Below are 21,518 nucleotides of genomic sequence, written 5' to 3' on the forward strand. Positions count from 1 at the left end.
CACTTTACGAGGAGTCGAAAATGGAAGCCCCGCTTTGTCCATCCTGCCAGGCCGAACTGGATACCCGCAGCAAGGAGCAGATCTGCGGCCAGTGTCAGGCCAACGTGCGCATCATGGCGCTATGCCCCACCTGCCAGCAGGAGCTGGAGCGGCTGAAGGCGTGCGGCGCGGTGGATTACTTCTGCAACCACTGCAACAATCTGGTCTCAAAACGCTCGGTGAAGTTCCAGGCGACCCTGTTGCCATGATGGTTGGTCAGCAAAAGAAGCGATAAAAAAACCCGGCAAATGCCGGGTTTATGCTGTGTGCTCAGCGATGAGCAGGGTAAATGAGCGGTTTCTGCGCCATATCTTGCGCTTCATGTCATTAAGCTTGAGTTTGCGTCTGGGGCTCCAGCTGCTCTTTGCTTTTCTGACCAGACTGATTTTTCTACGTTTTTGCATCTTGGTCTCCTCCCAATTGGGTGGCCATCCCGGCCTTGGGTCATTGGCGGAGCCCATCGGAAATTGCTGTTAGTGCATATCTCAACGCTATGAAAAACAATGCGATTTCAGATAGGCTCCGATGTGATCAGATGGTAGCAGAGAAATTTGGCCGAAAACAGCGGGATCAGCAGGTTAACTCTGGGTGATCCGGCTCACTACCTCGGCGATGATGGTCGGCCGCTCTACCGGTTCTGACGGACTGTCGTCATCCCGATCGAGACTTTCCCGCTGCTGATCCTTCTGCTGTTCGTTGTCGAGCCATAGAAGGCTCTGGTAATACTGGCGCACGTTGTTGACGTAGTTACGCGCCTCGCCGCCACGGGCATAGCCATAGCGCACCTTGCGATGCCAGCGCGCCTGCTGCAGCAGCGGCAACACCTCTTTCACGTCGCCCCAGGCATCCGGGTTCTTGCCGAGTTCCTTGGTCAGGCGACGGGCATCCATCATGTGGCCGTAGCCGATGTTGTAGGCAGTGAGGGCAAACCACACCTTCTCATCCTCGGGCACAGAGTCGGGCACCTTCTCCATCATGTGCTGCAGATAGAGGGCGCCCCCCTTGATGCTCTCCTCCGGATGGGTCCGGTCGTTGACCCCCATCGCCTTGGCGGTGGGTTCGGTCAGCATCATCATGCCGCGCACCCCGGTATAGGAGCGGGCCTGGGGATCCCAGTGGGATTCCTGGTAGCTGATGGCCGCCAGCAGACGCCAGTCGATGTTCTTGGCATAGGCCTGGAACAGAGGCTGGTATTTCGGCAACAGGCTCTTGGCGCGCTTCAGGAAGGTGCGGGTATCGACGAAGTCGAAGTTCTGCACGTGGCCGAAGTACTTCTCGTCCAGCTTGGCGATGGCGCCATCCATGAAACGCTGGCCGAAGAAGTCGATGACGCTGGCATAGAGGCTGTCATCGGGCAGCTTGGTCATGGCCCAGGCCACGGTCTGCTGTTGGGCCAGGGTCAGGCCATCGGTGAGTTCGGGGTAGTAGCGCTGGGTGCGAGCCAGCACGGTATCCTGCACTATCGTGTAGTCGATCTCTTCTTTTACGACCTGTTTGAGCAGATCTTCCACGTCGGCATCGGTGCGGGTGCTCCAGTTGAGGTTGGGATAGTCCTTGCTGAGCTCTTTGAGCAAATCTTCGCCGCTGGAGCCTGCGGCCACCACCAGCTTGCCCTTGATGTCGTTCAGGGAAGCAGGCTTGGGCTTGCCGTTGCGATAAACCAGCTTGGGGGAGACCTGATAAAAGCCGGGGCCAAAGCGCAGCAGTGCGCGCCGCTCCGGGGTGACCATGATGGCGGCGGCGGCGAGATCCAGCTTGTCTTTTTGCAGCAGGGCTACCAGCTCGTCGGCGGTGTTGACCGGCACTATGGTGAGCTTGACCCCCAGCCAGTCGGCATAGTTTTTGGCCAGTTCGTAATCGAAGCCCTGGGCGATATCGTCCCGTTGGTAATAGGAGGTGGGGCCGTAGAGGGTGCCAACTCGGATCTCGCCCCGTTGGCGGATCTGCTCCAGCTGGCTGGAGGGGGTATAGAAGTCACAGCCACCCAGGGCCAGCGTCAACATCAACCCGATAAACAGTCGAAAAATGCAGCGCAAGTAGGTGAGTACCTTTGTTGAAAAAATCGGCATTTGTCAAAAAAGAGGCACCTTTATACCAGAGAGTGTGCGTCGAGTCACACTGCATCAAATTAGAAAAACGTTTGTCCGCTGTGAGCCAGATCCCTATAATACGCGCGTCTCAATTCCCCCCCACTTTAAAACTTGGTGAGAAAGGTCATATGGATATCTTGCGTGGTGCCCCTGCACTGTCTGAGTTTCGAGTCCAAAAACTGCTGCAACGCTTCGCGCAGATAGCGGCAGAGAGTGAACCGGAGAGAGGAGTAGAGATAGAAGGGATCTATGCCGAATATGTGCACTTTGCCGAGCTGACCAGCCCGCTGTCGCCCCCCGAGCGAGCGACCTTGGGCCAGCTGCTGCGCTACGGCCCTACCATCCCCGAACACACCCCCAGCGGTCAGCTGTTTCTCGTTACCCCCCGCCCCGGCACTATCTCCCCCTGGTCTTCCAAAGCAACCGACATCGCCCACAACTGCGGCCTGACCCAGGTCAAGCGGCTCGAGCGCGGCATCGCCTATTACGTGCAGGCCAAGGGTGAACTGAGCGCCGCCCAGCGAGCCGAGGTGGCGGCCGTGCTGCACGATCGCATGATGGAAGTGGTGTTTGGCGAGATGGAGCAGGCAGCTGCCCTGTTTGCCCATCACGAGCCGCGCCCCTTCACCCAGGTGGACGTGCTGGCCGGTGGCCGCGCCGCCCTGGTGGAGGCCAACGTGGCCCTGGGTCTGGCGTTGGCCGATGACGAAATCGACTATCTGGTGGAGAACTTCACCAGGCTTGGCCGCAACCCCAACGACATCGAGCTCTACATGTTTGCCCAGGCAAACTCGGAGCACTGCCGCCACAAGATCTTCAACGCCGACTGGACCATAGACGGTGAGCAGCAGTCCAAGTCGCTGTTCAAGATGATCAAGAACACCTTCGAGCAGACGCCGGATCATGTCCTGTCTGCTTATAAAGACAACGCCGCCGTGATGGAAGGGAGCCAGGCCGGCCGCTTCTTCCCAAGCCCGGCCAACGGTGAGTACCAGTACCACCAGGAGCAGGTCGACATCCTGATGAAGGTGGAGACCCACAACCACCCGACCGCCATCTCTCCGTTCCCGGGAGCTGCCACCGGTTCTGGCGGCGAAATTCGCGACGAGGGTGCCACCGGGCGCGGCGCCAAGCCCAAGGCGGGTCTGGTGGGCTTCTCCGTCTCCAACCTGCGTATCCCCGGCTTCGAGCAGCCCTGGGAGCAGGACTTCGGCAAACCGAGCCGCATCGTCAGCGCCTTTGACATCATGCAGGAAGGGCCGCTTGGCGGGGCGGCGTTTAACAACGAGTTCGGCCGTCCGGCCATTCTCGGTTACTTCCGTACCTTCGAAGAGGAGGTGCCGAGCCACAACGGCGTCGAGGTGCGTGGCTACCACAAGCCCATCATGCTGGCGGGCGGCATCGGCAACATCCGTACCGAGCACGTCCAGAAAGGGGAGATCCCGGTGGGCGCGGCCCTCATCGTGCTGGGGGGACCGGCCATGAACATCGGTCTGGGCGGCGGCGCGGCATCCTCCATGGCCTCCGGTCAGTCCGCCGAGGATCTCGACTTTGCCTCGGTGCAGCGTGACAACCCGGAGATGGAGCGCCGCTGCCAGGAGGTGATCGATCGCTGCTGGCAACTGGGGGACGACAACCCCATCGTCTTTATTCACGACGTGGGCGCCGGCGGCCTCTCCAACGCCATGCCGGAGCTGGTGAGCGACGGCGATCGCGGGGGCCGTTTCGATTTGCGTGCCATCCCGAATGACGAGCCGGGCATGAGCCCGCTGGAGATCTGGTGCAACGAATCCCAGGAGCGTTACGTACTGGCCGTCGCCCAGGACAAGCTGCCGCTGTTCAAGGCGCTGTGCGAGCGCGAGCGTGCACCCTATGCCGTCATCGGTACCGCCACCGAAGAGAAGCATCTCACTCTCTCTGATGATCACTTTGACAACCACCCCATCGATCTGCCGCTGGACGTGCTGCTGGGCAAGACCCCCAAGATGCACCGTGAGGTAGAGAGCCTGCCGGCGCAGGGCAAACCACTGCAACTGGATGGCATCACTCTGAGCGAGGCCGCCGAACGGGTATTGCGTCTGCCCACCGTGGCGGAAAAATCCTTCCTCATCACCATCGGCGATCGCACCGTGACCGGTCTGGTCAACCGCGACCAGATGGTCGGTCCCTGGCAGATCCCGGTGGCCGATTGCGCCGTCACCGCCGCTACCTACGACAGCTATCACGGCGAAGCCATGTCCATGGGCGAGCGCACCCCGGTGGCGCTGCTGTCTCATGCGGCTTCTGCCCGTATGGCGGTGGCCGAGGCGCTCACTAACCTGGCGCCGGCCCACATCGGATCGCTGAAGCGGGTCAAGCTCTCCGCCAACTGGATGGCCGCTGCCGGTCACCCGGGGGAAGATGCCGGTCTCTACGAGGCGGTCAAGGCGGTGGGCGAGGAGCTCTGCCCGGCCCTTGGTATCACCATTCCGGTGGGCAAGGACTCCATGTCCATGAAGACCCGCTGGCAGCAGGATGGCAAGGAGCAAAGCGTCACCTCGCCGCTCTCCCTGCTCATCTCGGCCTTTGCCCGGGTCGAGGACGTGCGCAACACAGTCACCCCGCAACTGCGCAGCGATCTTGGTGAGACCGACCTTATCCTGATCGACCTTGGCAACGGCAAGCAGCGCCTCGGCGCCTCCGCCCTGGCCCAGGTCTATCGCCAGCTGGGTGACAAGGCGCCGGATCTGGACAACCCGGTTCAGCTCAAGGGCTTCTTCAACGCCATCCAGGCGCTGGTGGCCGATCGCAAGCTGATCGCCTACCACGACCGCTCCGATGGCGGCCTGTTCGTCACTCTGGTGGAGATGGCCTTCGCCGGTCACTGCGGCCTCGACCTGCAACTGGATCGCGTCGGCGGCGACCTGCTGCCGGCCCTGTTCAACGAGGAGCTGGGGGCCGTCATCCAGGTGCGCCGTGAAGACAAGGAAGCGGTGATGACGCTCTTGGCCGGCCACGGTCTGGCCGCCTGCTCCCATGTGCTCGGCACGGTGCGTGAGGGAGACCTCATCACCCTGCAACGGGCCGGTGAAGAGGTTTATCGCGCCAGCCGCACTGCCCTTCGCACCATCTGGGGCGAGACCAGCTGGCAGATGCAGCGCCTGCGCGATAACCCCGAGTGCGCGGATCAGGAGCACGCCGCCCGTCAGGACGCCACCGATCCGGGCATGCAGGCCAGGCTGACCTACAACCCAGCCGAAGATGTGGCGGCGCCCTATATCGCCAAGGGAGCATCTCCCCGTCTGGCGGTGCTGCGCGAGCAGGGGGTCAACTCCCACGTGGAGATGGCGGCGGCGTTTGACCGCGCCGGCTTCACCGCCGTCGACGTGCATATGAGCGATATCCTCTCCGGTCGTATCAAGTTGGAGCAGTTCCAGACCCTGGTGGCCTGTGGGGGCTTCTCCTACGGCGACGTGCTGGGGGCGGGCGAGGGCTGGGCCAAGTCCATCTTGTTCAACGATGGCGCCCGCGAGCAGTTCCAGCGCTTCTTCGAGCGCGGCGATACTCTGTCGCTCGGTGTGTGCAACGGCTGTCAGATGATGTCCAACCTGCGCGAGCTGATCCCGGGCGCCGATCTCTGGCCGCGCTTCGTGCGCAACTGCTCCGAGCGTTTCGAGGCCCGCTTTAGCCTGGTGGAAGTGCAGGACTCCCCGTCCGCCTTCTTCGCCGGCATGGCGGGTTCCATGATGCCGATCGCCGTCTCCCACGGGGAAGGGCGAGTGGAGGTGCGCGATGCCGCCCACCTGGCGGCGCTGCAAGCCAGCGGTCTGGTGGGGCTGCGTTTTGTGGATAACCGTGGTCAGGTGACCGAGCAGTACCCGGCCAACCCGAACGGCTCGCCGGACGGCATCACCGCCGTGACCACCACGGATGGTCGCGCCACCATCATGATGCCGCACCCGGAGCGGGTGTTCCGCACCGTGGCCAACTCCTGGCACCCGGACAACTGGGGAGAGGATGGCGCCTGGATGCGGATGTTCCGCAATGCCCGGGTTCGTCTGGGTTAATCTCTACACAACCCATCCAAAAGGCCGCTCAATGAGCGGCCTTTTTTTATCCTGTTGGGTGAGCCTGCTGTAAGGCTGGTAGTGCGGGATTGAGAGTGCCTTGTTGGCAACGGATTTACCCTGTGGTTGTTGCCGCTCTGGCAATGGCAAGAAAGGGAATAAGGAGAAGGGGTGCTTGTGACCTCAACGAGCGAGCGACATGAGAAACAAGAGAAGAGGAATATAAAGAGATGCGGGGGGCCAGCTTGTCTGTTCCCCTGACATGAGGCAAAGCCTGAGTGTGCGAGCACTCTTCCATTAGTAGTCGGCGGCAGGCAGTAAAAAGGCGACCCTAGGTCGCCTTTTGCAGCTCTTTATCCAGCCGGATATCTCGCGCTTAGAGCACCATGGCGGCAATCCAGCCGAAGATGATGAGCGGGATATTGTAGTGGATAAAGGTGGGCACCACGCTGTCCCAGATATGGTCGTGCTGGCCATCGGCATTGAGGCCCGAGGTCGGGCCCAGGGTGGAGTCCGAGGCGGGGGAGCCAGCGTCTCCCAGTGCGCCGGCAGTCCCGACCAGGGCGATGATCGCCATGGGGGAGAAGCCCAGCTGCAGGCAGAGGGGCACATAAATGGTGGCGATAATGGGCACGGTGGAGAAGGAGGATCCGATCCCCATGGTGATAAGCAGACCCACCAGCAGCATCAGGAAGGCGGCAATCCCTTTGTGCTGGCCAATGCTGGAGGCAACGACCTGCACCAGGCTTTCGACCCCGTGGGTGGCCTTCATCACGGCGGCAAAACCGGCGGCGGAGATCATGATGAAGCCAATCAGCGACATCATGCGCACCCCCTGGGTGAAGGCATCCTGGCTCTCACGGAATTTGATGACGCCACCACAGGTGAAGATGACGAAACCGGCCAGGGCACCCAGGACGATGCTGTTGGTCATCAGCTGCAGGCCGAGGGCCACGGCGATGGCAAGCAAGGCAACCCAGATGTGGGTGAGGTTGAGCTCGACGGCTTCCGGCTCGGCATCCAGGATCTTGGCCAGATCATACTGACGGGGCTTGCGGTAGCTGATAAAGACGGCCACCAGCAGACCCAGCACCATGCCGCCGACCGGGATGGCCATGGCCATCGGGATCTGGCTGGTGGTGATGGCGACGCCGTTGTCGATCAGGTTCTTGGCCAGAATGTTGTTCAGGAAGATGCCGCCAAAGCCGACCGGCAACAGCATATAGGTCGCGGTCAGGCCGAAGGTGATGACGCAAGCTACCTGGCGACGGTCGATCCGCATCTGTGCCATCACGTGCAACAGGGGCGGGATCAGGATCGGAATAAAGGCGATATGAACCGGGATCAGGTTCTGGGAAGAGATGGCGACGGCCAGGATGGAGCAAAGCAGCAGAGCCTTGACCCAGAGGATACGGGAGCTGCTGGCATCCTTGCCCAGTTGGCTGATCACCTTGCGGGCCAGCAGGTCGGTGATCCCGGAGCGGGAGATGGCGACGGCGAAGGCGCCCAGCATGGCGTAGGAGAGGGCGATTTCGGCACCGCCACCCAGGCCACCGCTGAAGGTGCTGAGGGTGTCGGTCAGCGAGAGCCCGCCGACCAGGCCGCCGGCGATGGCGCCCAGAGCGAGGGAGACCACCACATTGATCCGCAGCAGGCTGAGCACCAGCATCAGCCCCACTGCGACAACAACAGGATTCATTTGATTTCCTTATAGTTTGTGATTGCTGTCTGTCATATGAAAGAGAGCTAGTTTGCGAAAAATGTGACAAATGTCGAGAAAAAAATCAGGAGAGAGGGCCATCCGGTAGCGACATCTGGCACAAAGTTGATCCTGTACGGGATTTATCTCCGCGGTTCATCTCTATGCTGGTCAGAATGGGGCCAGGAAGAGGTTCCGGCCTCATGGCCAAAAAGCAAAAAGGCTGCCCATGGCAGCCTTTGGTTTATGCCTCCTGCGCATCGTCGTTGGCAGGGGCATCGGTGGTCTCTTCGTCCACCAGGGCGGGAGGCCAGCCCCCCATGCTCTTCCAGCGGTTGACGATATGGCAGAACAGATCCGTGGTGCGCTCCGTGTCATAGAGGGCGGAGTGGGCCTCTTTGTTGTCAAACGGGATGCGGGCCGCCTGACACGCCTTGGCCAGCACCGTCTGACCGAGGGCCAGCCCGGACAGGGCGGCGGTATCGAAGGTGGCAAACGGGTGGAACGGATTGCGCTTGAGCCCGGCCCGCTCGGCGGCGGCCATGACGAAGCCATGATCGAAGGTGGCGTTGTGGGCCACTATGATGGCGCGGCCGCAATCTTGCTCCTTCATCCCCTTGCGAATGCCCTTGAAGATCTCGGTCAGCGCCTCTTTCTCTGAGACGGCCCCGCGCAGCGGGTTGTAGGGGTCGATGCCGGTGAACTCCAGCGCGGCCTTCTCCAGATTGGCCCCTTCGAACGGCTCGACATGAAAGTGGAAGATTTGGTCGGGCACGAGCCAGCCCTGCTCATCCATTTTCAGGGTATAGGCGGCGATTTCGAGCAGGGCATCGGTTTTGGCATTGAAACCTGCGGTCTCAACATCGATGACGACGGGGTAAAAACCACGAAAACGGCCCTTGAGGGTATGAACTGCGTCGGTCATGGGATCTCGGTCGGCTTAAAACAGGGCGGCATTATGGCAAAAAAGCCGGTGCTTGTCCCCCCGTCTGGCCAAGGGGGCGACCTAGTAGCGGCGCAGCCACCAGCGCGCCGCAATGAGGGCGGTGAAGGCGCCAAGCAGGGCGCTGGCCAGCACGTCAATGGGCCAGTGCATGCCGAGCAGCATCCGAGACAGACCAATTCCCAGTGCCCACAGGGGGAGCAGCCAGACTCCCCCGGAGGCACGGGCCAGCCAGATCAGGCCGAAAAACTGCGCCAGCGCGATGGCGGCGATGCTGTGGCCGGAGGGGAAGGCGTAGTTCACCTCCGCCTGCCAGTGATGACTCAGCCAGTCGGGCAGGGCCAGCAACTGGCTGGCGGCATGGACCTGTTCGCTGCGCAGCTCGGTGGCACTGGCGTAGAAGGTCTTGATCGCCGGGATGAGGGATTGGCTCTCGAGCCAGAGCAGATAGGGCCTGGGCTCCTCGGTCAGGTGCTTGATGAGGCTCTTGAGGAGCCAGTCACAGGCCAGCAGGGCAAACAGGGCGCCGGCGAGGGCCACAAAGGCGGCGTGATCCAGCTTGAGCTTGTGGCGGGTCAGCAGCAGCAAGATCACCGTCGTTACAGCGATACCGGGGAGATCGACCGTGCGGGTAAGGGCGTAGAGCCACCATAGCCCGTCCCCATGCAGCAGCGCGGGGACAAAAGGTTGCCAGGGCAGGCAGGCGAGCAGCAGCAGGGGGAGGATCAGCAGGGCGCTGAAACCGGCTACCTGACGGCGAGTGAGAGCGGTGGCGTGAAGCTGTGGCGACATAAAGAAAAGAGACGAGGGCGATGGCAAAAGAGGGTCATTGTGCCAGCGGGCAACCTGGAGGGCAAAGTCTGCCGCCTCCTTGTTACCTCTGCTTACACAATCGGCCACATAGCACCCTCCATCTGGTTGTTGTGTGTACCGCAGCGCTGAAATCGGGACGTGCTGGCACTGTTATTGCGTAACGGGCTGAAATACTGATGGGCTTTGGGCTAGAATGGCGCGCGCTGGCGGTATTGACCAAAGAGAGCCCGATGAAAATAGTCGTTGATGAGAATATGCCCCACGCCGTGGAGCTGTTTGCCGAATTCGGTGAGGTCGTCCCCCTGCCAGGGCGGCAGATGCAGGCGCAGGATCTGCAGGATGCCGACGTCCTCCTGGTGCGCTCCGTCACCCGGGTCGATGCTACCCTGCTGACGAATTGTCCCAAATTGCGCTTCGTCGGTACCGCCACCATAGGGACGGATCATGTGGACAAGGCGCTCCTGGCGAGTCGCCACATCCCCTTTTTCAGTGCCCCCGGCTGCAACAAGTATTCGGTCGGTGACTATGTGCTGAGTGCCTTGCTGGTGCTGGCCGAGCGCTACGAGCTGGTGCTCGCCAACCTGACCCTGGCGGTGATCGGTGCCGGCAACACGGGTGAGTGCGTGGCCGGCAAGGCCGAGGCGCTCGGCATGAAGGTGCTGCGCTGTGATCCGCCCAAGGCCCGCAGTGGCGCGGCGGGGGAGTATGTAGATTACCAGAGCGCCCTTGGCGCCGATATCATCAGCTTCCACGTGCCCATCACCCGCGAGGGGCCGGATGCCACCTTCCATCTGCTGGGGGCGCAGGAGATTGCCAGGCGGCCCGCCGGCCAGATCCTTATCAACGCCTCCCGCGGCGAGGTGTGGGACAACCGGGCGCTGCTTGCCCGCCAACAGGGGCCTGAACCACTGCGGCTGGTAATGGATGTGTGGGAAGGGGAGCCCGAGCCGTTGCAGGCGCTGGTGCCTCATACCGAGATCGCCACGCCCCATATTGCGGGCTATAGCCTGGAGGGCAAGGCCCGTGGCACCTGGATGCTCTATGAGGCGCTCTGCCGCCAGCTGGGGCGCGAGCCGCGCCAGGATCTGCGCCGCCTCCTGCCGCCGCCCGATGTGCGGCTGGTCGAGCCGGGCCGGGCGCCGGATCAGGCGTTGATCAAGCAGCTGGTGCACCTTATTTATGACGTGCGCCGCGATGATGCCCGTTTTCGCAACCGGCTGGGGCAGCCCGGCAGTTTCGATGCCCAGCGCAAGCACTACCCGGAGCGCCGTGAACTATCCTCCCTGCAGATCGGGGGGGAGCATGCCAGCGCGGCGTTGGGGGCCTTGGGATTCGATATCTCCCGGCCCTGATCGGGTGGCCCAAAGCGGCCATTCGCGCGTGATTGCCAAGTTATTACCGAACCGGTGCCGAGTTCCTTGCACCGGTTCGGACGTTTCAGGCAGACATCAGTCTGCCGACCATGGCGCCTGTCGGCGCCATCGCACCTTTCTAGAGGAGAACAGAATGAGCCAGCAGTTTAACGTAGCGGTATTGGGCGCAAGCGGCGCCGTGGGTCAGGCGATGATCGAGATCCTGGAGGAGCGCGAGTTCCCGGTGGCGACCCTCTATCCGCTGGCCTCCAGCCGCAGCGCCGGGGAAACCGTGCGCTTTGATGGCAAGAACCTCGAGATCCAGGATGTCGAGGAGTTTGACTGGAGCCAGGTGCAGATCGCCCTTTTCTCCGCCGGTGCCGAGGCATCCGCCAAGTGGGCGCCGGTTGCCGCCGAGCACGGCTGCATCGTCATCGACAATACCTCCTGCTTCCGTTACGACGAAGATATTCCGCTGGTGATCCCGGAAGTGAACCCGGACGCCCTGGCGGATTTTCGCAACCGCAACATCATCGCCAACCCGAACTGCTCCACCATCCAGATGCTGGTGGCGCTCAAGCCCCTGCACGACGAGGTGGGCATCGCCCGCATCAACGTGGCGACCTACCAGTCCGTCTCCGGTTCCGGCAAGGAGGGGGTGAGCGAGCTGGCCGGCCAGACCGCGCAGCTGCTCAACGGCCGTCCGGTGGAACCGAGCCTCTATCCGCAGCAGATCGCCTTCAACCTCATTCCGCAGATCGACAGCTTCACCGACAATGGCTACACCCGTGAAGAGATGAAGATGGTATGGGAGACCCAGAAGATCCTGGGGGATGCCAGCATCGCCGTGAACCCTACCTGCGTGCGGGTGCCGGTGTTCTACGGCCATGCCGAGGCGGTCCACGTCGAGCTGCACCAGCCGCTGGATGCCGAGCAGGTCAAGGATCTGCTGCGCCATGCTCCCGGCGTGACCCTGTTTGACGAGGAAGAGGATTATCCGACCCCGGTGCGCGACGCAACCGGCAAGGATGAGGTGCTGGTGGGCCGGATCCGCCAGGATATTTCTCACCCTTGTGGTGTAAATATGTGGATCGTGGCCGATAACGTTCGTAAGGGCGCCGCCACCAACAGCGTACAGATTGCCGAATTGCTGGTGCGCGACTATCTGTAAGGGCTGAAGGCAGTATGGGGACGCGGCATGGAGCGCCGCGTACCTGGGCACCCGATACCGGCGCTGGTGCACCTGATCCGGGTGTGACCGGGGCCGCACTACGTTGCATCCAGATTCTGTTGTGATATCAACTGATTAAGTTTTTTCCTACACTCAGGAACAAGTTGGGTGCTAAATGTGTCGGACTGCTGGCTTGCGATGCAAGCCTGATTTATATTGAACCGATTGTTTTGGGGTAACTATCCAGATTTTTCAATGTGATAGGGCCGTCATACGAAGGAACGAATATGGGACATTCCCGCATAACGTTGGCAACGCTACTCGCACTGGGCCTGCTGGGCCCGGCCCAGGCCGAAGATCCTGCGCGCGCGCCTTTTTTTGTCGAGCTGAAAGGCCCTGATCAGCCTGAAGCGCCTGCCGTCAATACCCAGCAGCAGGCCGAGCCGGCAGCAAGACCCGTGGCACAACCGGTGCGTGCCACCGCCCAGCCCGTGGTTCGTCAGGTCGCCACCGCCAATGCGGGCAGCTATGGCCCGATCCGTCCGACCGATACCCTCTGGAGCCTGGCGAACAAGTACCGCCCCTCCAGCCGGGTCAGCGTCTACCAGACCATGGTTGCCATCTACGAGAAAAACCCTCGCAGCTTCGCCGATGGCAACATCAACCATATCCTGGTGGGGTCCCGCATCTTGCTGCCCACTACGGCAGAAGCGAGTGTCATCACGGATGCCGAGGCCCGCGCCAAGTTCCGCAGTGACAACGCCAGCTGGAAGGGGCTGAGCCCCAAATATCTGGCTGACAAGCAGGCTCATACCGCCAAGCCCGTGGTGGCCAAGGCGGCCCCTGCCAAGCCTGAGCCGGTCAAACCCGAATCCGTGAAAGCGCCTGTGGCTCCCGCTCCGGTCGTCAAGCCGGCGCCCATTCCTGCACCTGTCGTCGAACCCAAGGCACAACCGCAGGAAGTGGCCAAGGTAAGCGAACCCGCCCCGAAAGAGGCGGTGGCCCCGGCCCCGAGTGCGGCAGCCGAAACGGCACCGACCCCGTTGCCGTCCGATCTCGACAAGCCGGTGGGCCAACCGGCGACCGAGATGGCGCTGGCGCTGGAAGATGCCAATGCCCAGCTCGGCCAGATGACCGAGATGAACCACAGGCTCAAGCTGCGTCTGCAATCCTTGACCGAGGAGGTGGAAACCCTCAAGGCCCAGTTGCAGGATCAGACCGCACTGCAAAAAGAGATTGCCGAACTCAAGGCCAAACCGGTACCGCCGGTGGCGGCCGAACCAGAACCCAAGCAGAACTGGCTGATGGACTTGCTCTCTTCGCCGCTCAACCTGGCCATGATCATCCTGCTGCCGGTCTTGCTGGTATTGGCGATGGTGACCCTGTGGTTGCGTGCTCGTGCCCGCCGCGAGCTGGAAGAGCAGGAGAAGAGCCTCTCCGAATCCACCGCCATGATGATGGATCAGGATCGCAACGAGTTTGACGACCTGCTCAGCGTCGATGTGACCGACAACGAACCGGTGCGCCCAGTGGTGCCGGATCTCAACACCCCGGACGGCTTTGCACCGGACGAGCCGGAAAAAGCGGATGTGGATCTGGTGTTCAGCGATGAGGGCGAGATGGAGCTGCAAGGCTTCGAGCCTGAGCGGATGCCGGCCCAGAGTGCGAGCCGCGATCCGGATCTGGTGCCCGACCTCGATCTGGAGCATGACGAACCGGTGGCGCTGGACAGTGAACCCGCCATGGATCTGGCCGGTGAGTTCAATCCCAAGCCGGATGCCGCCGACGAGATCATGAGCGAAGAGGAGCTGCAAGCGGCCCTGTTTGCCGAGCTGGATGCCGATCTTGCCGCAGATATCGAACCCGAACTGAACCAGCACGCCACCGATAAAGAGGCGGATGATGAGCTGGCAAGCTTCGATCTCAGCGATTTCGAGAGTGCCTTCGACGCTCCCGCCGATGAGGTGAAGAGTGAAGAGGCGAAGGGTGATGAGGCGATCGAACTGAGCGCCGACAGCAGTGCCGACGAGATGCTGGCCGAGCTTGGTCTGGAGCCTACCGGTGCCCAGGATGCCAAACCGGATCTGGAGTGGGATCCCAACGAACTGGCACTGGCCGATTTCGAAGATGCATTCACCGAGGTGGAGTCTCATCCGAGCGATGTGCAGCCGCGCGAGCAGGCCGAGGAGAACGGCTACGTCGAGATTGACAAGCTGCTGGCCGAAGCCGATGCCGGTGTGCCCGAGCAGGAGCCTTACCAGAACTTCTCCCTGGACGTGGGGCTGGACGGTTTCCCCGAAGTGTTGCCGGAGTCCACCGGGTTTGACGTGGACGCCGACGATGGCGGCGTGGGGGCCAAGCTGGATCTGGCCCGCGCCTACCTCGAGATCGACGACAAGGATAGCGCCCGCGAGCTGCTGCAAGAGGCGGTGGAGCAGGGAAGCGATCACCAGCGCGCCGAAGCCGAGAAGCTGCTCAAGCGCCTTGGCTAGACCAGCGCCTGCAAGACAATGACGACAGGGGCAGCCGGCAGGCTGCCCCTTTTCTTTCGGCTTTTTGGGATTTTTGAGACGAGGCGCGTATAATCCGCCAGTTTTCTTTCACCGTCCTTTTACAACAAGACAAGTTTATCCATGCGAATTGCCCTAGGTATTGAATATGACGGCAGCCGGTATTTTGGCTGGCAGCGTCAGCGCGAAGTGATCAGCGTGCAGGAAGAGCTGGAAAAAGCCCTCAGCCGCATCGCCAATCATCCGGTCTCTATCCAGTGTGCGGGCCGAACCGATGCCGGTGTCCATGCTACCGGTCAGGTGATCCACTTCGATACCCACGCGATCCGCAGCGAGTCCGCCTGGACCCTGGGGCTCAACTCCAACCTGCCGCCGGATATCGCCGTGCGCTGGGTCAAGGAGGTGGACGAGGAGTTCCACGCCCGCTTCAGCGCCACCGCCCGCCGCTACCGTTATGTCATCTACAACCACAACTATCGCCCGGCGATCCTCGGTAGCGGCGTCAGCCACTACCACGAGACCATTGATGCCGAGCTGATGCACCAGGCCGGCCAGTATCTGCTTGGTGAGCAGGATTTCAGCTCGTTTCGGGCCATCGGTTGTCAGTCCAAGACCCCGTGGCGCAATGTGACCCACCTGTGCGTCAGCCGTCAGGGGCCCTATGTGGTGCTCGATATCCGCGCCAACGCCTTCTTGCACCACATGGTGCGCAACATCACAGGTTCACTGCTGCTGGTGGGGCAGGGGCTCAAACCTGTGGAGTGGATCGCCGAGGTATTGGCGGCCAAAGATCGCAACCTGGCCGGGCCGACCGCCAAGGCCGGTGGCCTCTATCTGGTGGACGTGGATTACCCGGCAGAGCTTGCCCTGCCGCGGGTGCCGCTCGGTCCGCTGTGGCTGCCGGACTCGGCACCGGGTACGACCAGTTTTTAGTAACTGCGCCCGAAAAATTGTGGTTTAATGACCCGTCATTTGTTGCCATCGAGCTATTAAGTCATTGAACAACCAAGGCTCGATGCGTGTTGTCAGGCACAAAAGCATTAAGGAATTCCATGAGCTGGCTTGAGAAGATTCTTCCCAAGAGCAAGATCACTGCCCCTCGTCGTCACAACATTCCGGAAGGGGTGTGGACCAAGTGCAGTGCTTGTGAACAGGTGCTCTACCGGGCAGAACTGGAGCGCAACCTCGAAGTGTGCCCCAAGTGTGATCATCATATGCGCATCAGCGCCCGTGCCCGTCTCGAGAGCTTCCTCGACGAGCAGGATCGGACCGAAGTCGGTGCCGAGCTGGAGCCCCATGACGTACTGAAATTCAAGGATTCCAAGCGCTACAAGGATCGTTTGTCTGCCGCTCAGAAAGAGACGGGAGAGAAAGATGCGCTGGTGGTAATGAAAGGGACCCTCAAAGGAGTGCCGGTCGTTGCCTGTTCATTCGAATTCTCCTTCATCGGCGGCTCCATGTCCTCCGTGGTCGGTGCCCGTTTCGTGCGCGCCGTCGAGGAGTGCCTGAAGGATGGTCGCGGCCTGGTCTGCTTCTCCGCCTCCGGCGGTGCCCGCATGCAGGAGGCTCTGTTCTCCCTGATGCAGATGGCCAAGACCAGCGCGGCGCTGGATCGCCTCTCCAAGGCGGGCCTGCCCTATATCTCGGTATTGACCGACCCCACCATGGGTGGCGTTTCCGCCAGTCTCGCCATGCTGGGTGACGTCAACGTGGGCGAACCCAAGGCGTTGATCGGCTTTGCCGGTCCGCGAGTCATCGAGCAGACAGTGCGCGAGAAATTGCCGGAAGGCTTCCAGCGCTCCGAGTTCCTGCTGGAGAAGGGCGCTATCGATCTCATCATCGACCGTCGCGAGATGCGCAATCGTCTGGCCAGCCTGCTTGCCAAACTGATGAATACGCACGTCATCGAAGAGTAAAGATGAGCTCAAACATGCAACAATCCCAAAGCCGGTCGCTGGTCGACTGGCTTTCTTATTTGGAGCAGATCCACCCGGTCAATATCGACATGGGGCTGGATCGGGTCGGTCTCATCGCCCGTCGTATGGGGCTCACCGAGCTGCCGTTCAAGGTGATCACGGTGGCGGGCACCAACGGCAAGGGCTCCAGCTGCGCCATGGCGGCCAGCATCCTGATGGCGGCGGGCTATAAGGTCGGCGTCTACTCCTCCCCTCATCTGTTGCGTTTCACCGAGCGGGTGCGGATCAACGGCGAAGAGCTGGCCGATAGCGATCACTGCGCCGCGTTTGCCGAGGTGGAAGCGGCCCGTGGCGAGACGGCTCTCACCTTCTTCGAGTTTGCCACCCTGGCTGGGCTCTGGCTGTTTCGCCGCGCTGCGCCGGACGTACTGCTGCTGGAAGTGGGGCTGGGCGGCCGGCTCGATGCCACCAATGTGGTGGAATCCGATGTGGCCCTGATCACCTCCATTGCGCTCGATCACTGCGACTGGCTGGGGGATACCCGGGAGGCGGTGGCGGTGGAGAAGGCAGGGGTGTATCGCGCCGGCAAACCCGCCATCAGCGGTGAGCCCAACCCGCCAGCCACCATTGCCAGCGAAGCCCTGCGCATCGGCGCCAATTTGCGTCAGGTCGGCATCGACTTTCGTGGTGATGAGCACGACAGCGGTTGGGATTATCACGGTTTCAACCACTGGTGCGATCTGCCCAAACCGGCCCTGCCGCTGATGAACGCGGTGACTGTGCTGGCCGCGCTGGAACCCCTTGGGTTACCGCTGCCGGAGTCTGCCATCCGCGAAGGGTTGGCGAATGCCCGCCTGGCTGGGCGGATGCAACAGCTGCAAACTGCGCCGCTGGTCATCGTCGATGTGGCCCACAATCCCCATTCGGCGGCCTATCTGGCCAGCCAGCTGCGCCAGATCCCATGCAAAGGCGTGCGCCGGGCCGTGGTCGGCATGCTCAAAGACAAGGACATGGCGGGATCGCTCGCCGAACTCGATGGCCTTATTGACGAGTGGCATCTGGCCAGTCTCACCGGGCCGCGGGCGGCCAGTGCCACCCAGCTGCGCGATGCGCTGGGGGAGGATAGGGGCCCGGTACAGACTCATGATGCCGTGGTTGACGCCTATCGGGCTGCCCTGGCTGCATCGAGTCCGGATGATATGGTCATTGTGTTTGGTTCGTTTTACACTGTCGCCGACATTTTGGCGCAGGTCCCCCGCTAGGGCAGCCTCCTGCCCCCGCTTGCGGGGGCCTGCCGCGTATCGAGTTAAGTAAAGCTAGGAGTCAACTTGGCCTCGAAGTTTCAAAACCGTCTGGTGGGTACCGTCATCCTGGTGGCCCTGGTCGTCATTTTCCTGCCGGATCTGCTGGATGGGCAGAAGCTGGCGCAAAAGGAGGAGGCATTCGCCAAGATCCCGCTGCGCCCGGAACTGGAGCCCGCTCGTCCCGAGCTGCAGGTTTCTGCGGCCAGCACCCTGCCTGCCGAGCATCAGGCCAGCCAGCAGCAGGCCTCGGCGGCCCAGCAGTGGCAGGTGGAGGAGATCGCCGATCCCATGACCCTGGCCAATCAGGGGCAGGGCAGCGCCGCTCAGCCGACCACACCTGCGCCGCAAGTCGAGCAACCCAAGCCCCAGCTCAAGCCCGAAGTGGTCGCCAAGAAACCGGTCGAGCCCCCCAAGCCGGTGGTCAAGCCCGAGCCTGCCAAACCGGCCGAAGTGGTCAAGACGCCGCCCAAGCCACAGGCTGGCCAGATCAAATCCCTCGACGATTTGATCGAGAGCAAGATGAACACGCCGACCCGGCCAGCCCCCGCGCCGGCACAGGGCAGCTGGATCCTCCAGCTCGGGGCTTTCAAGAATGTCGACAGCGTCAATGCGCTGGTGAGCAAGTTGCGAGCGGCGGGCTACTCGGCCCATACCTCGCCGCGCACGCCGGTGCAGGGCCAGCTCAACCGGGTCTTTATCGGTCCGGATGTCTCCAAGGCCAAGCTGCAGGGGATGCAGGGACGGATCGCCCAGATGACGGGCCTCAGTGGCTCGGTCGTTTCCTACAATCCGTAACGCCGGCCAATGACAAACACACCGCGCCCCGTGCGCGGTGTGTTTTTATCCGCCAGTGTGCGGCTGGCGTGCGGGTTGGGATTTGCGGCCACTTGGGGTAGGCTGGCTCCTCCGTTACCTGCAGGAGTACAAGATGATCCTCTCCACCACCCCCACCCTGGAAGGCAAGAGCATACGTGAATACCGCGGCATCGTGGTTGGCGAAGCCATTCTCGGGGCCAACGTGTTCAAGGATCTGTTCGCCGGGATCCGCGACATCATCGGCGGCCGCTCCGGTGCCTATGAAAAGGAGCTGGCCCGGGCCCGGGAGATCGCCTTCGATGAGCTCAAGGAGCGCGCTGCGGCGCTCGGCGCCAACGCCGTGGTCGGGATCGACATCGACTACGAAGTGGTGGGCCAGAGTGGCAGCATGCTGATGGTCAGCATCAGCGGTACCGCCGTGGTGGTGTAAGCCAGTGATGCTCCAGTCAATGCCGGAGCAATAGATCGCCGTTTTATGAAAGAGGCCGCAACTGCGGCCTCTTGTGTATTCAGCTGAAGGAGACTCAGGGCAAGGCGTCTGGCCGGAAGCTGGCACGGATCTGGGGCACCAGGGGGGAGACCTCGAACCCCTTCTCTTCTCCCAGTACCGGGTGGAGCAGGGGCCGGTCGGCGATGGGGGTTGTATCCCCTGCCAGCAGCTGGCGGGTGGCCTGGCCCATCTGGTAGAGCTGGCGCACCGGGGCGAACTGCTGGGCCAGCGACAGGGGGTCGTCGGCCCGGGCAAAGGCCATCATAGGGATCTGGTAGCTGGCATCGCGTGGTGGCTTGTCGCCGTGAATGCCCTTGCCCGCCGACATCAGGAAGGGCTGGTGATCGCCAAAGGCCACCACCAGGTAGCGCTTGCCCGATTGATCCAGCGTTTTGATCAACCGCTCCAGGGATGCCATGGCATCCACCACCCCGGTGTAGTAGGTGTTGAGCAGCTGTTTGTCCGACTCGCTCTGGGCCGGGCAGGCACCATTGAGTTCCTGTCCCTGATAGCGGGGGCCATCAAAGGGGCCGTGCCCCTGCATGGTGACCGCATAGGCAAACAGGGGCTGGCTGCCTTGTTCGCTGCGTTTGAGCAGATGGTCGATCAGCGCATCATCCGAGATATAGAGCCCCTTGTGCTCCAGGGTGGTGAAGCGGGTATCGAACCAGCGCTCTTCGTAGCCAAGGGCCGGAATGGCCTTGGCGCGGCCCCAGAACTTCTCCACATAGGGGTGGGCGAACAGGGTCTTGTAGCCGCTTTGCCTGGCGCTTTGGGCCAGCCCGGGCACCTGCTCCGAGAGGTAGTAGTAGGGCACCACCCCCTGTTTGAGCAGGCCCACCGGCAGCCCGGTATTCATCTCGAACTCCGCCAGCACCGTCATGCCACCGGTGGTGGGGGAGTGGATGGTCTTGTGCCACTGCTGCACGCTGGCGGGCAGGCTCAAGGTGGGGGCCGGGGCGCAGATCCGCCCCTGCCAGTCGAGCATCAGTGATTCATATTGCAGCACGATCACCAGATCCCAGCGCGGCGCGATGCCCCGGGGAGGATGGCTCAATTGCGGCGTCAGCTCGTTGATCTGCAGCGGATAGCGGAACACGCTGCCGCTTTGCAGCATCTCGTCCACCAAGTTGAACAGATAGAGGCCGGGGCCGGAGCGGATGATGTCCCTGTGATAGTTGACCGCCCTGTCCACGTAGCGAATGTTGGCCCCCAGCAGCTTGTTGCCGGTCTGGGTGGCAAACACGCACAGGGCAAAAAACGCGGCGGTGGCGGCGGCGGTACGCAGCACCCAGCGCGACAGGGCGAAGCGCCAGCACAGAAACAGCGCCAGCAAAGTGGCCAATATCGGCAGCACCGGGTGCTGATCGAGCAGGATCCGCACCAAGGCCAGCAGGTTGCCAAGGTCATCACCGCCAAGGGGTACCCCATAGATGGCAATCTTTATGAAGTTGGCCAAGAGGCCGATGCCGGAGAGGGCGGTGAAGACCAGCCCCATATAGAGGTTGAACCCCGCCAGGGCGCACAGGCCCCAACCCAGCACCATGCTGGCCCAGGCCAGATAGTAGTGTTCCGGCCGAAAACCGGACCAGAGCAGAAATTCCCCCAGCTTGAACACCACGAAGCCGTGCAGCAGCACGAAGGTGAGGTTGCCGAGCAGCAGGCTGCCGAGCACTCGCCAGCGCATGTTGCGCCTGAGTCTGGGCATCAGTACCCTGAGCACGACGGCGCTTAAGGCCAGCACCAGCACCAGGCTGGTGAACAGATAGGTGAGATTGAATCCCCGTTCCGGCAGGGTTTGCAGGATCTGGCTGAACTCGGCGCTCTCGGGGCGGTCTGCCAGCAACAGGCCGATGCGCAGCTGATAGCGGCTGGCGAGGGCATCGTCCGGTGCCCGCAAGGTACTGTTGAGATCCAGGGTACAGCGGGCCTGCCGGCAACGCTGACGCTTGTCGACCCGCTGGCTCAGTTGGTCGATCCGCTCCCCCTTGTCATTGAGTAGCTCGACGCGCACCCTGTCCTCGGGTTGCAGCGGTTTGAGCAGTTGCCACTGACTGCGCACCACCAGATAGAGGCCACGGCTGTCGCTCTTGTAGAGCAGCGAGTGGCGGGTGAGGGTGGCTAGCGGCTGATCGGCAGGCCCAAGCACCAGCGGTTGGCCACGGCCGAGCCAGCTGCCCGGATTGATGAGGGGCAACACCAGGGTAAACAGCAGCAGTGCGCACAGCAGGGCGAGCAACAGGGTGGGCAGACTCAGGATGCGGCCCGTCGGGCGACCTGAGGAGGAGACGTTCATATGAGCTCGTCCTTTGAGCAAGTGAGAGAGAAA

General features: G+C 62.1%; 16 protein-coding genes. 10 read left to right on the forward strand and 6 right to left on the reverse strand.

Annotated elements, in window-relative coordinates; all coding sequences use genetic code 11:
• The first annotated feature begins 20 nt into the window (after positions 1 to 20).
• Positions 21 to 248, forward strand: coding sequence for a zinc ribbon domain-containing protein (locus tag LA321_RS14465; RefSeq protein ID WP_042071726.1), 228 nt, complete (start codon positions 21 to 23; stop codon positions 246 to 248).
• Positions 249 to 296: 48 nt separating this feature from the next.
• On the opposite strand, the gene LA321_RS14470 is transcribed toward LA321_RS14465, so the two are convergent.
• Positions 297 to 443, reverse strand: a complete 147-nt coding sequence (locus LA321_RS14470) for a hypothetical protein (protein WP_167335329.1) — start codon at positions 441 to 443, stop codon at positions 297 to 299.
• Between the two features lie 174 nt (positions 444 to 617).
• Positions 618 to 2,108, reverse strand: a complete 1,491-nt coding sequence (mltF, locus tag LA321_RS14475; RefSeq protein ID WP_026456140.1) for a membrane-bound lytic murein transglycosylase MltF — start codon at positions 2,106 to 2,108, stop codon at positions 618 to 620.
• A gap of 149 nt (positions 2,109 to 2,257) precedes the next feature.
• Here mltF and purL point away from each other — a divergent pair, with 149 nt between their 5' ends.
• Positions 2,258 to 6,175: a phosphoribosylformylglycinamidine synthase gene (gene purL / locus LA321_RS14480; RefSeq protein ID WP_042071723.1), complete on the forward strand. Its 3,918-nt coding sequence runs from the start codon at positions 2,258 to 2,260 to the stop codon at positions 6,173 to 6,175.
• A 376-nt stretch (positions 6,176 to 6,551) separates the two neighbouring features.
• Here purL and LA321_RS14485 read toward each other — a convergent pair whose 3' ends face one another.
• From LA321_RS14485 to LA321_RS14495, 3 genes are all read right to left on the reverse strand, one after another.
• Positions 6,552 to 7,874, reverse strand: a complete 1,323-nt coding sequence (locus LA321_RS14485) for a Na+/H+ antiporter family protein (protein WP_042025976.1) — start codon at positions 7,872 to 7,874, stop codon at positions 6,552 to 6,554.
• Positions 7,875 to 8,118: 244 nt separating this feature from the next.
• Positions 8,119 to 8,799, reverse strand: coding sequence for a ribonuclease T (gene rnt, locus LA321_RS14490; RefSeq protein ID WP_042071721.1), 681 nt, complete (start codon positions 8,797 to 8,799; stop codon positions 8,119 to 8,121).
• 81 nt (positions 8,800 to 8,880) lie between these two features.
• Positions 8,881 to 9,609, reverse strand: a complete 729-nt coding sequence (locus LA321_RS14495; RefSeq protein WP_042071719.1) for a phosphatase PAP2 family protein — start codon at positions 9,607 to 9,609, stop codon at positions 8,881 to 8,883.
• A 251-nt stretch (positions 9,610 to 9,860) separates the two neighbouring features.
• Between LA321_RS14495 and LA321_RS14500 the strand changes: the two genes are divergently transcribed.
• From LA321_RS14500 to LA321_RS14535, 8 genes are all read left to right on the forward strand, one after another.
• Positions 9,861 to 10,982, forward strand: a complete 1,122-nt coding sequence (locus tag LA321_RS14500) for a 4-phosphoerythronate dehydrogenase (protein ID WP_042071714.1) — start codon at positions 9,861 to 9,863, stop codon at positions 10,980 to 10,982.
• Between the two features lie 154 nt (positions 10,983 to 11,136).
• Positions 11,137 to 12,153 carry an aspartate-semialdehyde dehydrogenase gene (locus LA321_RS14505; RefSeq protein ID WP_026458493.1) on the forward strand — a complete coding sequence of 339 codons (1,017 nt, stop codon included), beginning with the start codon at positions 11,137 to 11,139 and terminating at the stop codon, positions 12,151 to 12,153.
• Between the two features lie 287 nt (positions 12,154 to 12,440).
• The gene (locus LA321_RS14510) at positions 12,441 to 14,645 is read left to right on the forward strand and encodes a FimV/HubP family polar landmark protein (RefSeq protein ID WP_042071712.1); all 2,205 of its coding nucleotides are present in this window, start codon (positions 12,441 to 12,443) and stop codon (positions 14,643 to 14,645) included.
• A gap of 141 nt (positions 14,646 to 14,786) precedes the next feature.
• Positions 14,787 to 15,596 carry a tRNA pseudouridine(38-40) synthase TruA gene (gene truA / locus LA321_RS14515; protein ID WP_042025983.1) on the forward strand — a complete coding sequence of 270 codons (810 nt, stop codon included), beginning with the start codon at positions 14,787 to 14,789 and terminating at the stop codon, positions 15,594 to 15,596.
• A gap of 119 nt (positions 15,597 to 15,715) precedes the next feature.
• Entirely contained in the window at positions 15,716 to 16,579 is an 864-nt protein-coding gene (gene accD, locus LA321_RS14520) for an acetyl-CoA carboxylase, carboxyltransferase subunit beta (RefSeq protein ID WP_026458562.1), read from the forward strand.
• Between the two features lie 2 nt (positions 16,580 to 16,581).
• Complete coding sequence (folC, locus tag LA321_RS14525; RefSeq protein WP_042071710.1) at positions 16,582 to 17,841, forward strand: bifunctional tetrahydrofolate synthase/dihydrofolate synthase; 1,260 nt, start codon at positions 16,582 to 16,584, stop codon at positions 17,839 to 17,841.
• A 66-nt stretch (positions 17,842 to 17,907) separates the two neighbouring features.
• Positions 17,908 to 18,678: a cell division protein DedD gene (dedD, locus tag LA321_RS14530; RefSeq protein WP_042071708.1), complete on the forward strand. Its 771-nt coding sequence runs from the start codon at positions 17,908 to 17,910 to the stop codon at positions 18,676 to 18,678.
• Positions 18,679 to 18,811: 133 nt separating this feature from the next.
• Complete coding sequence (locus LA321_RS14535; RefSeq protein WP_042025987.1) at positions 18,812 to 19,129, forward strand: heavy metal-binding domain-containing protein; 318 nt, start codon at positions 18,812 to 18,814, stop codon at positions 19,127 to 19,129.
• 94 nt (positions 19,130 to 19,223) lie between these two features.
• Here LA321_RS14535 and LA321_RS14540 read toward each other — a convergent pair whose 3' ends face one another.
• Positions 19,224 to 21,485 (reverse strand): LTA synthase family protein, encoded by a 2,262-nt coding sequence (locus LA321_RS14540; protein WP_042071706.1) that lies wholly within the window; start codon positions 21,483 to 21,485, stop codon positions 19,224 to 19,226.
• Positions 21,486 to 21,518: the final 33 nt, after the last annotated feature.

The sequence above is a fragment of the Aeromonas enteropelogenes genome, assembly GCF_020097295.1.
GTDB classification, from domain to species: Bacteria; Pseudomonadota; Gammaproteobacteria; order Enterobacterales; family Aeromonadaceae; genus Aeromonas; species Aeromonas enteropelogenes.

Bases quoted from the DNA above. Each gene is read 5' to 3' on its own strand.
- LA321_RS14465 (WP_042071726.1), top strand. From the start codon at position 21: ATGGAAGCCCCGCTTTGTCCATCCTGCCAGGCCGAACTGGATACCCGC.
- LA321_RS14470 (WP_167335329.1), bottom strand. From the start codon at position 443: ATGCAAAAACGTAGAAAAATCAGTCTGGTCAGAAAAGCAAAGAGCAGC.
- mltF (WP_026456140.1), bottom strand. From the start codon at position 2,108: ATGCCGATTTTTTCAACAAAGGTACTCACCTACTTGCGCTGCATTTTT.
- purL (WP_042071723.1), top strand. From the start codon at position 2,258: ATGGATATCTTGCGTGGTGCCCCTGCACTGTCTGAGTTTCGAGTCCAA.
- LA321_RS14485 (WP_042025976.1), bottom strand. From the start codon at position 7,874: ATGAATCCTGTTGTTGTCGCAGTGGGGCTGATGCTGGTGCTCAGCCTG.
- rnt (WP_042071721.1), bottom strand. From the start codon at position 8,799: ATGACCGACGCAGTTCATACCCTCAAGGGCCGTTTTCGTGGTTTTTAC.
- LA321_RS14495 (WP_042071719.1), bottom strand. From the start codon at position 9,609: ATGTCGCCACAGCTTCACGCCACCGCTCTCACTCGCCGTCAGGTAGCC.
- LA321_RS14500 (WP_042071714.1), top strand. From the start codon at position 9,861: ATGAAAATAGTCGTTGATGAGAATATGCCCCACGCCGTGGAGCTGTTT.
- LA321_RS14505 (WP_026458493.1), top strand. From the start codon at position 11,137: ATGAGCCAGCAGTTTAACGTAGCGGTATTGGGCGCAAGCGGCGCCGTG.
- LA321_RS14510 (WP_042071712.1), top strand. From the start codon at position 12,441: ATGGGACATTCCCGCATAACGTTGGCAACGCTACTCGCACTGGGCCTG.
- truA (WP_042025983.1), top strand. From the start codon at position 14,787: ATGCGAATTGCCCTAGGTATTGAATATGACGGCAGCCGGTATTTTGGC.
- accD (WP_026458562.1), top strand. From the start codon at position 15,716: ATGAGCTGGCTTGAGAAGATTCTTCCCAAGAGCAAGATCACTGCCCCT.
- folC (WP_042071710.1), top strand. From the start codon at position 16,582: ATGAGCTCAAACATGCAACAATCCCAAAGCCGGTCGCTGGTCGACTGG.
- LA321_RS14535 (WP_042025987.1), top strand. From the start codon at position 18,812: ATGATCCTCTCCACCACCCCCACCCTGGAAGGCAAGAGCATACGTGAA.
- LA321_RS14540 (WP_042071706.1), bottom strand. From the start codon at position 21,485: ATGAACGTCTCCTCCTCAGGTCGCCCGACGGGCCGCATCCTGAGTCTG.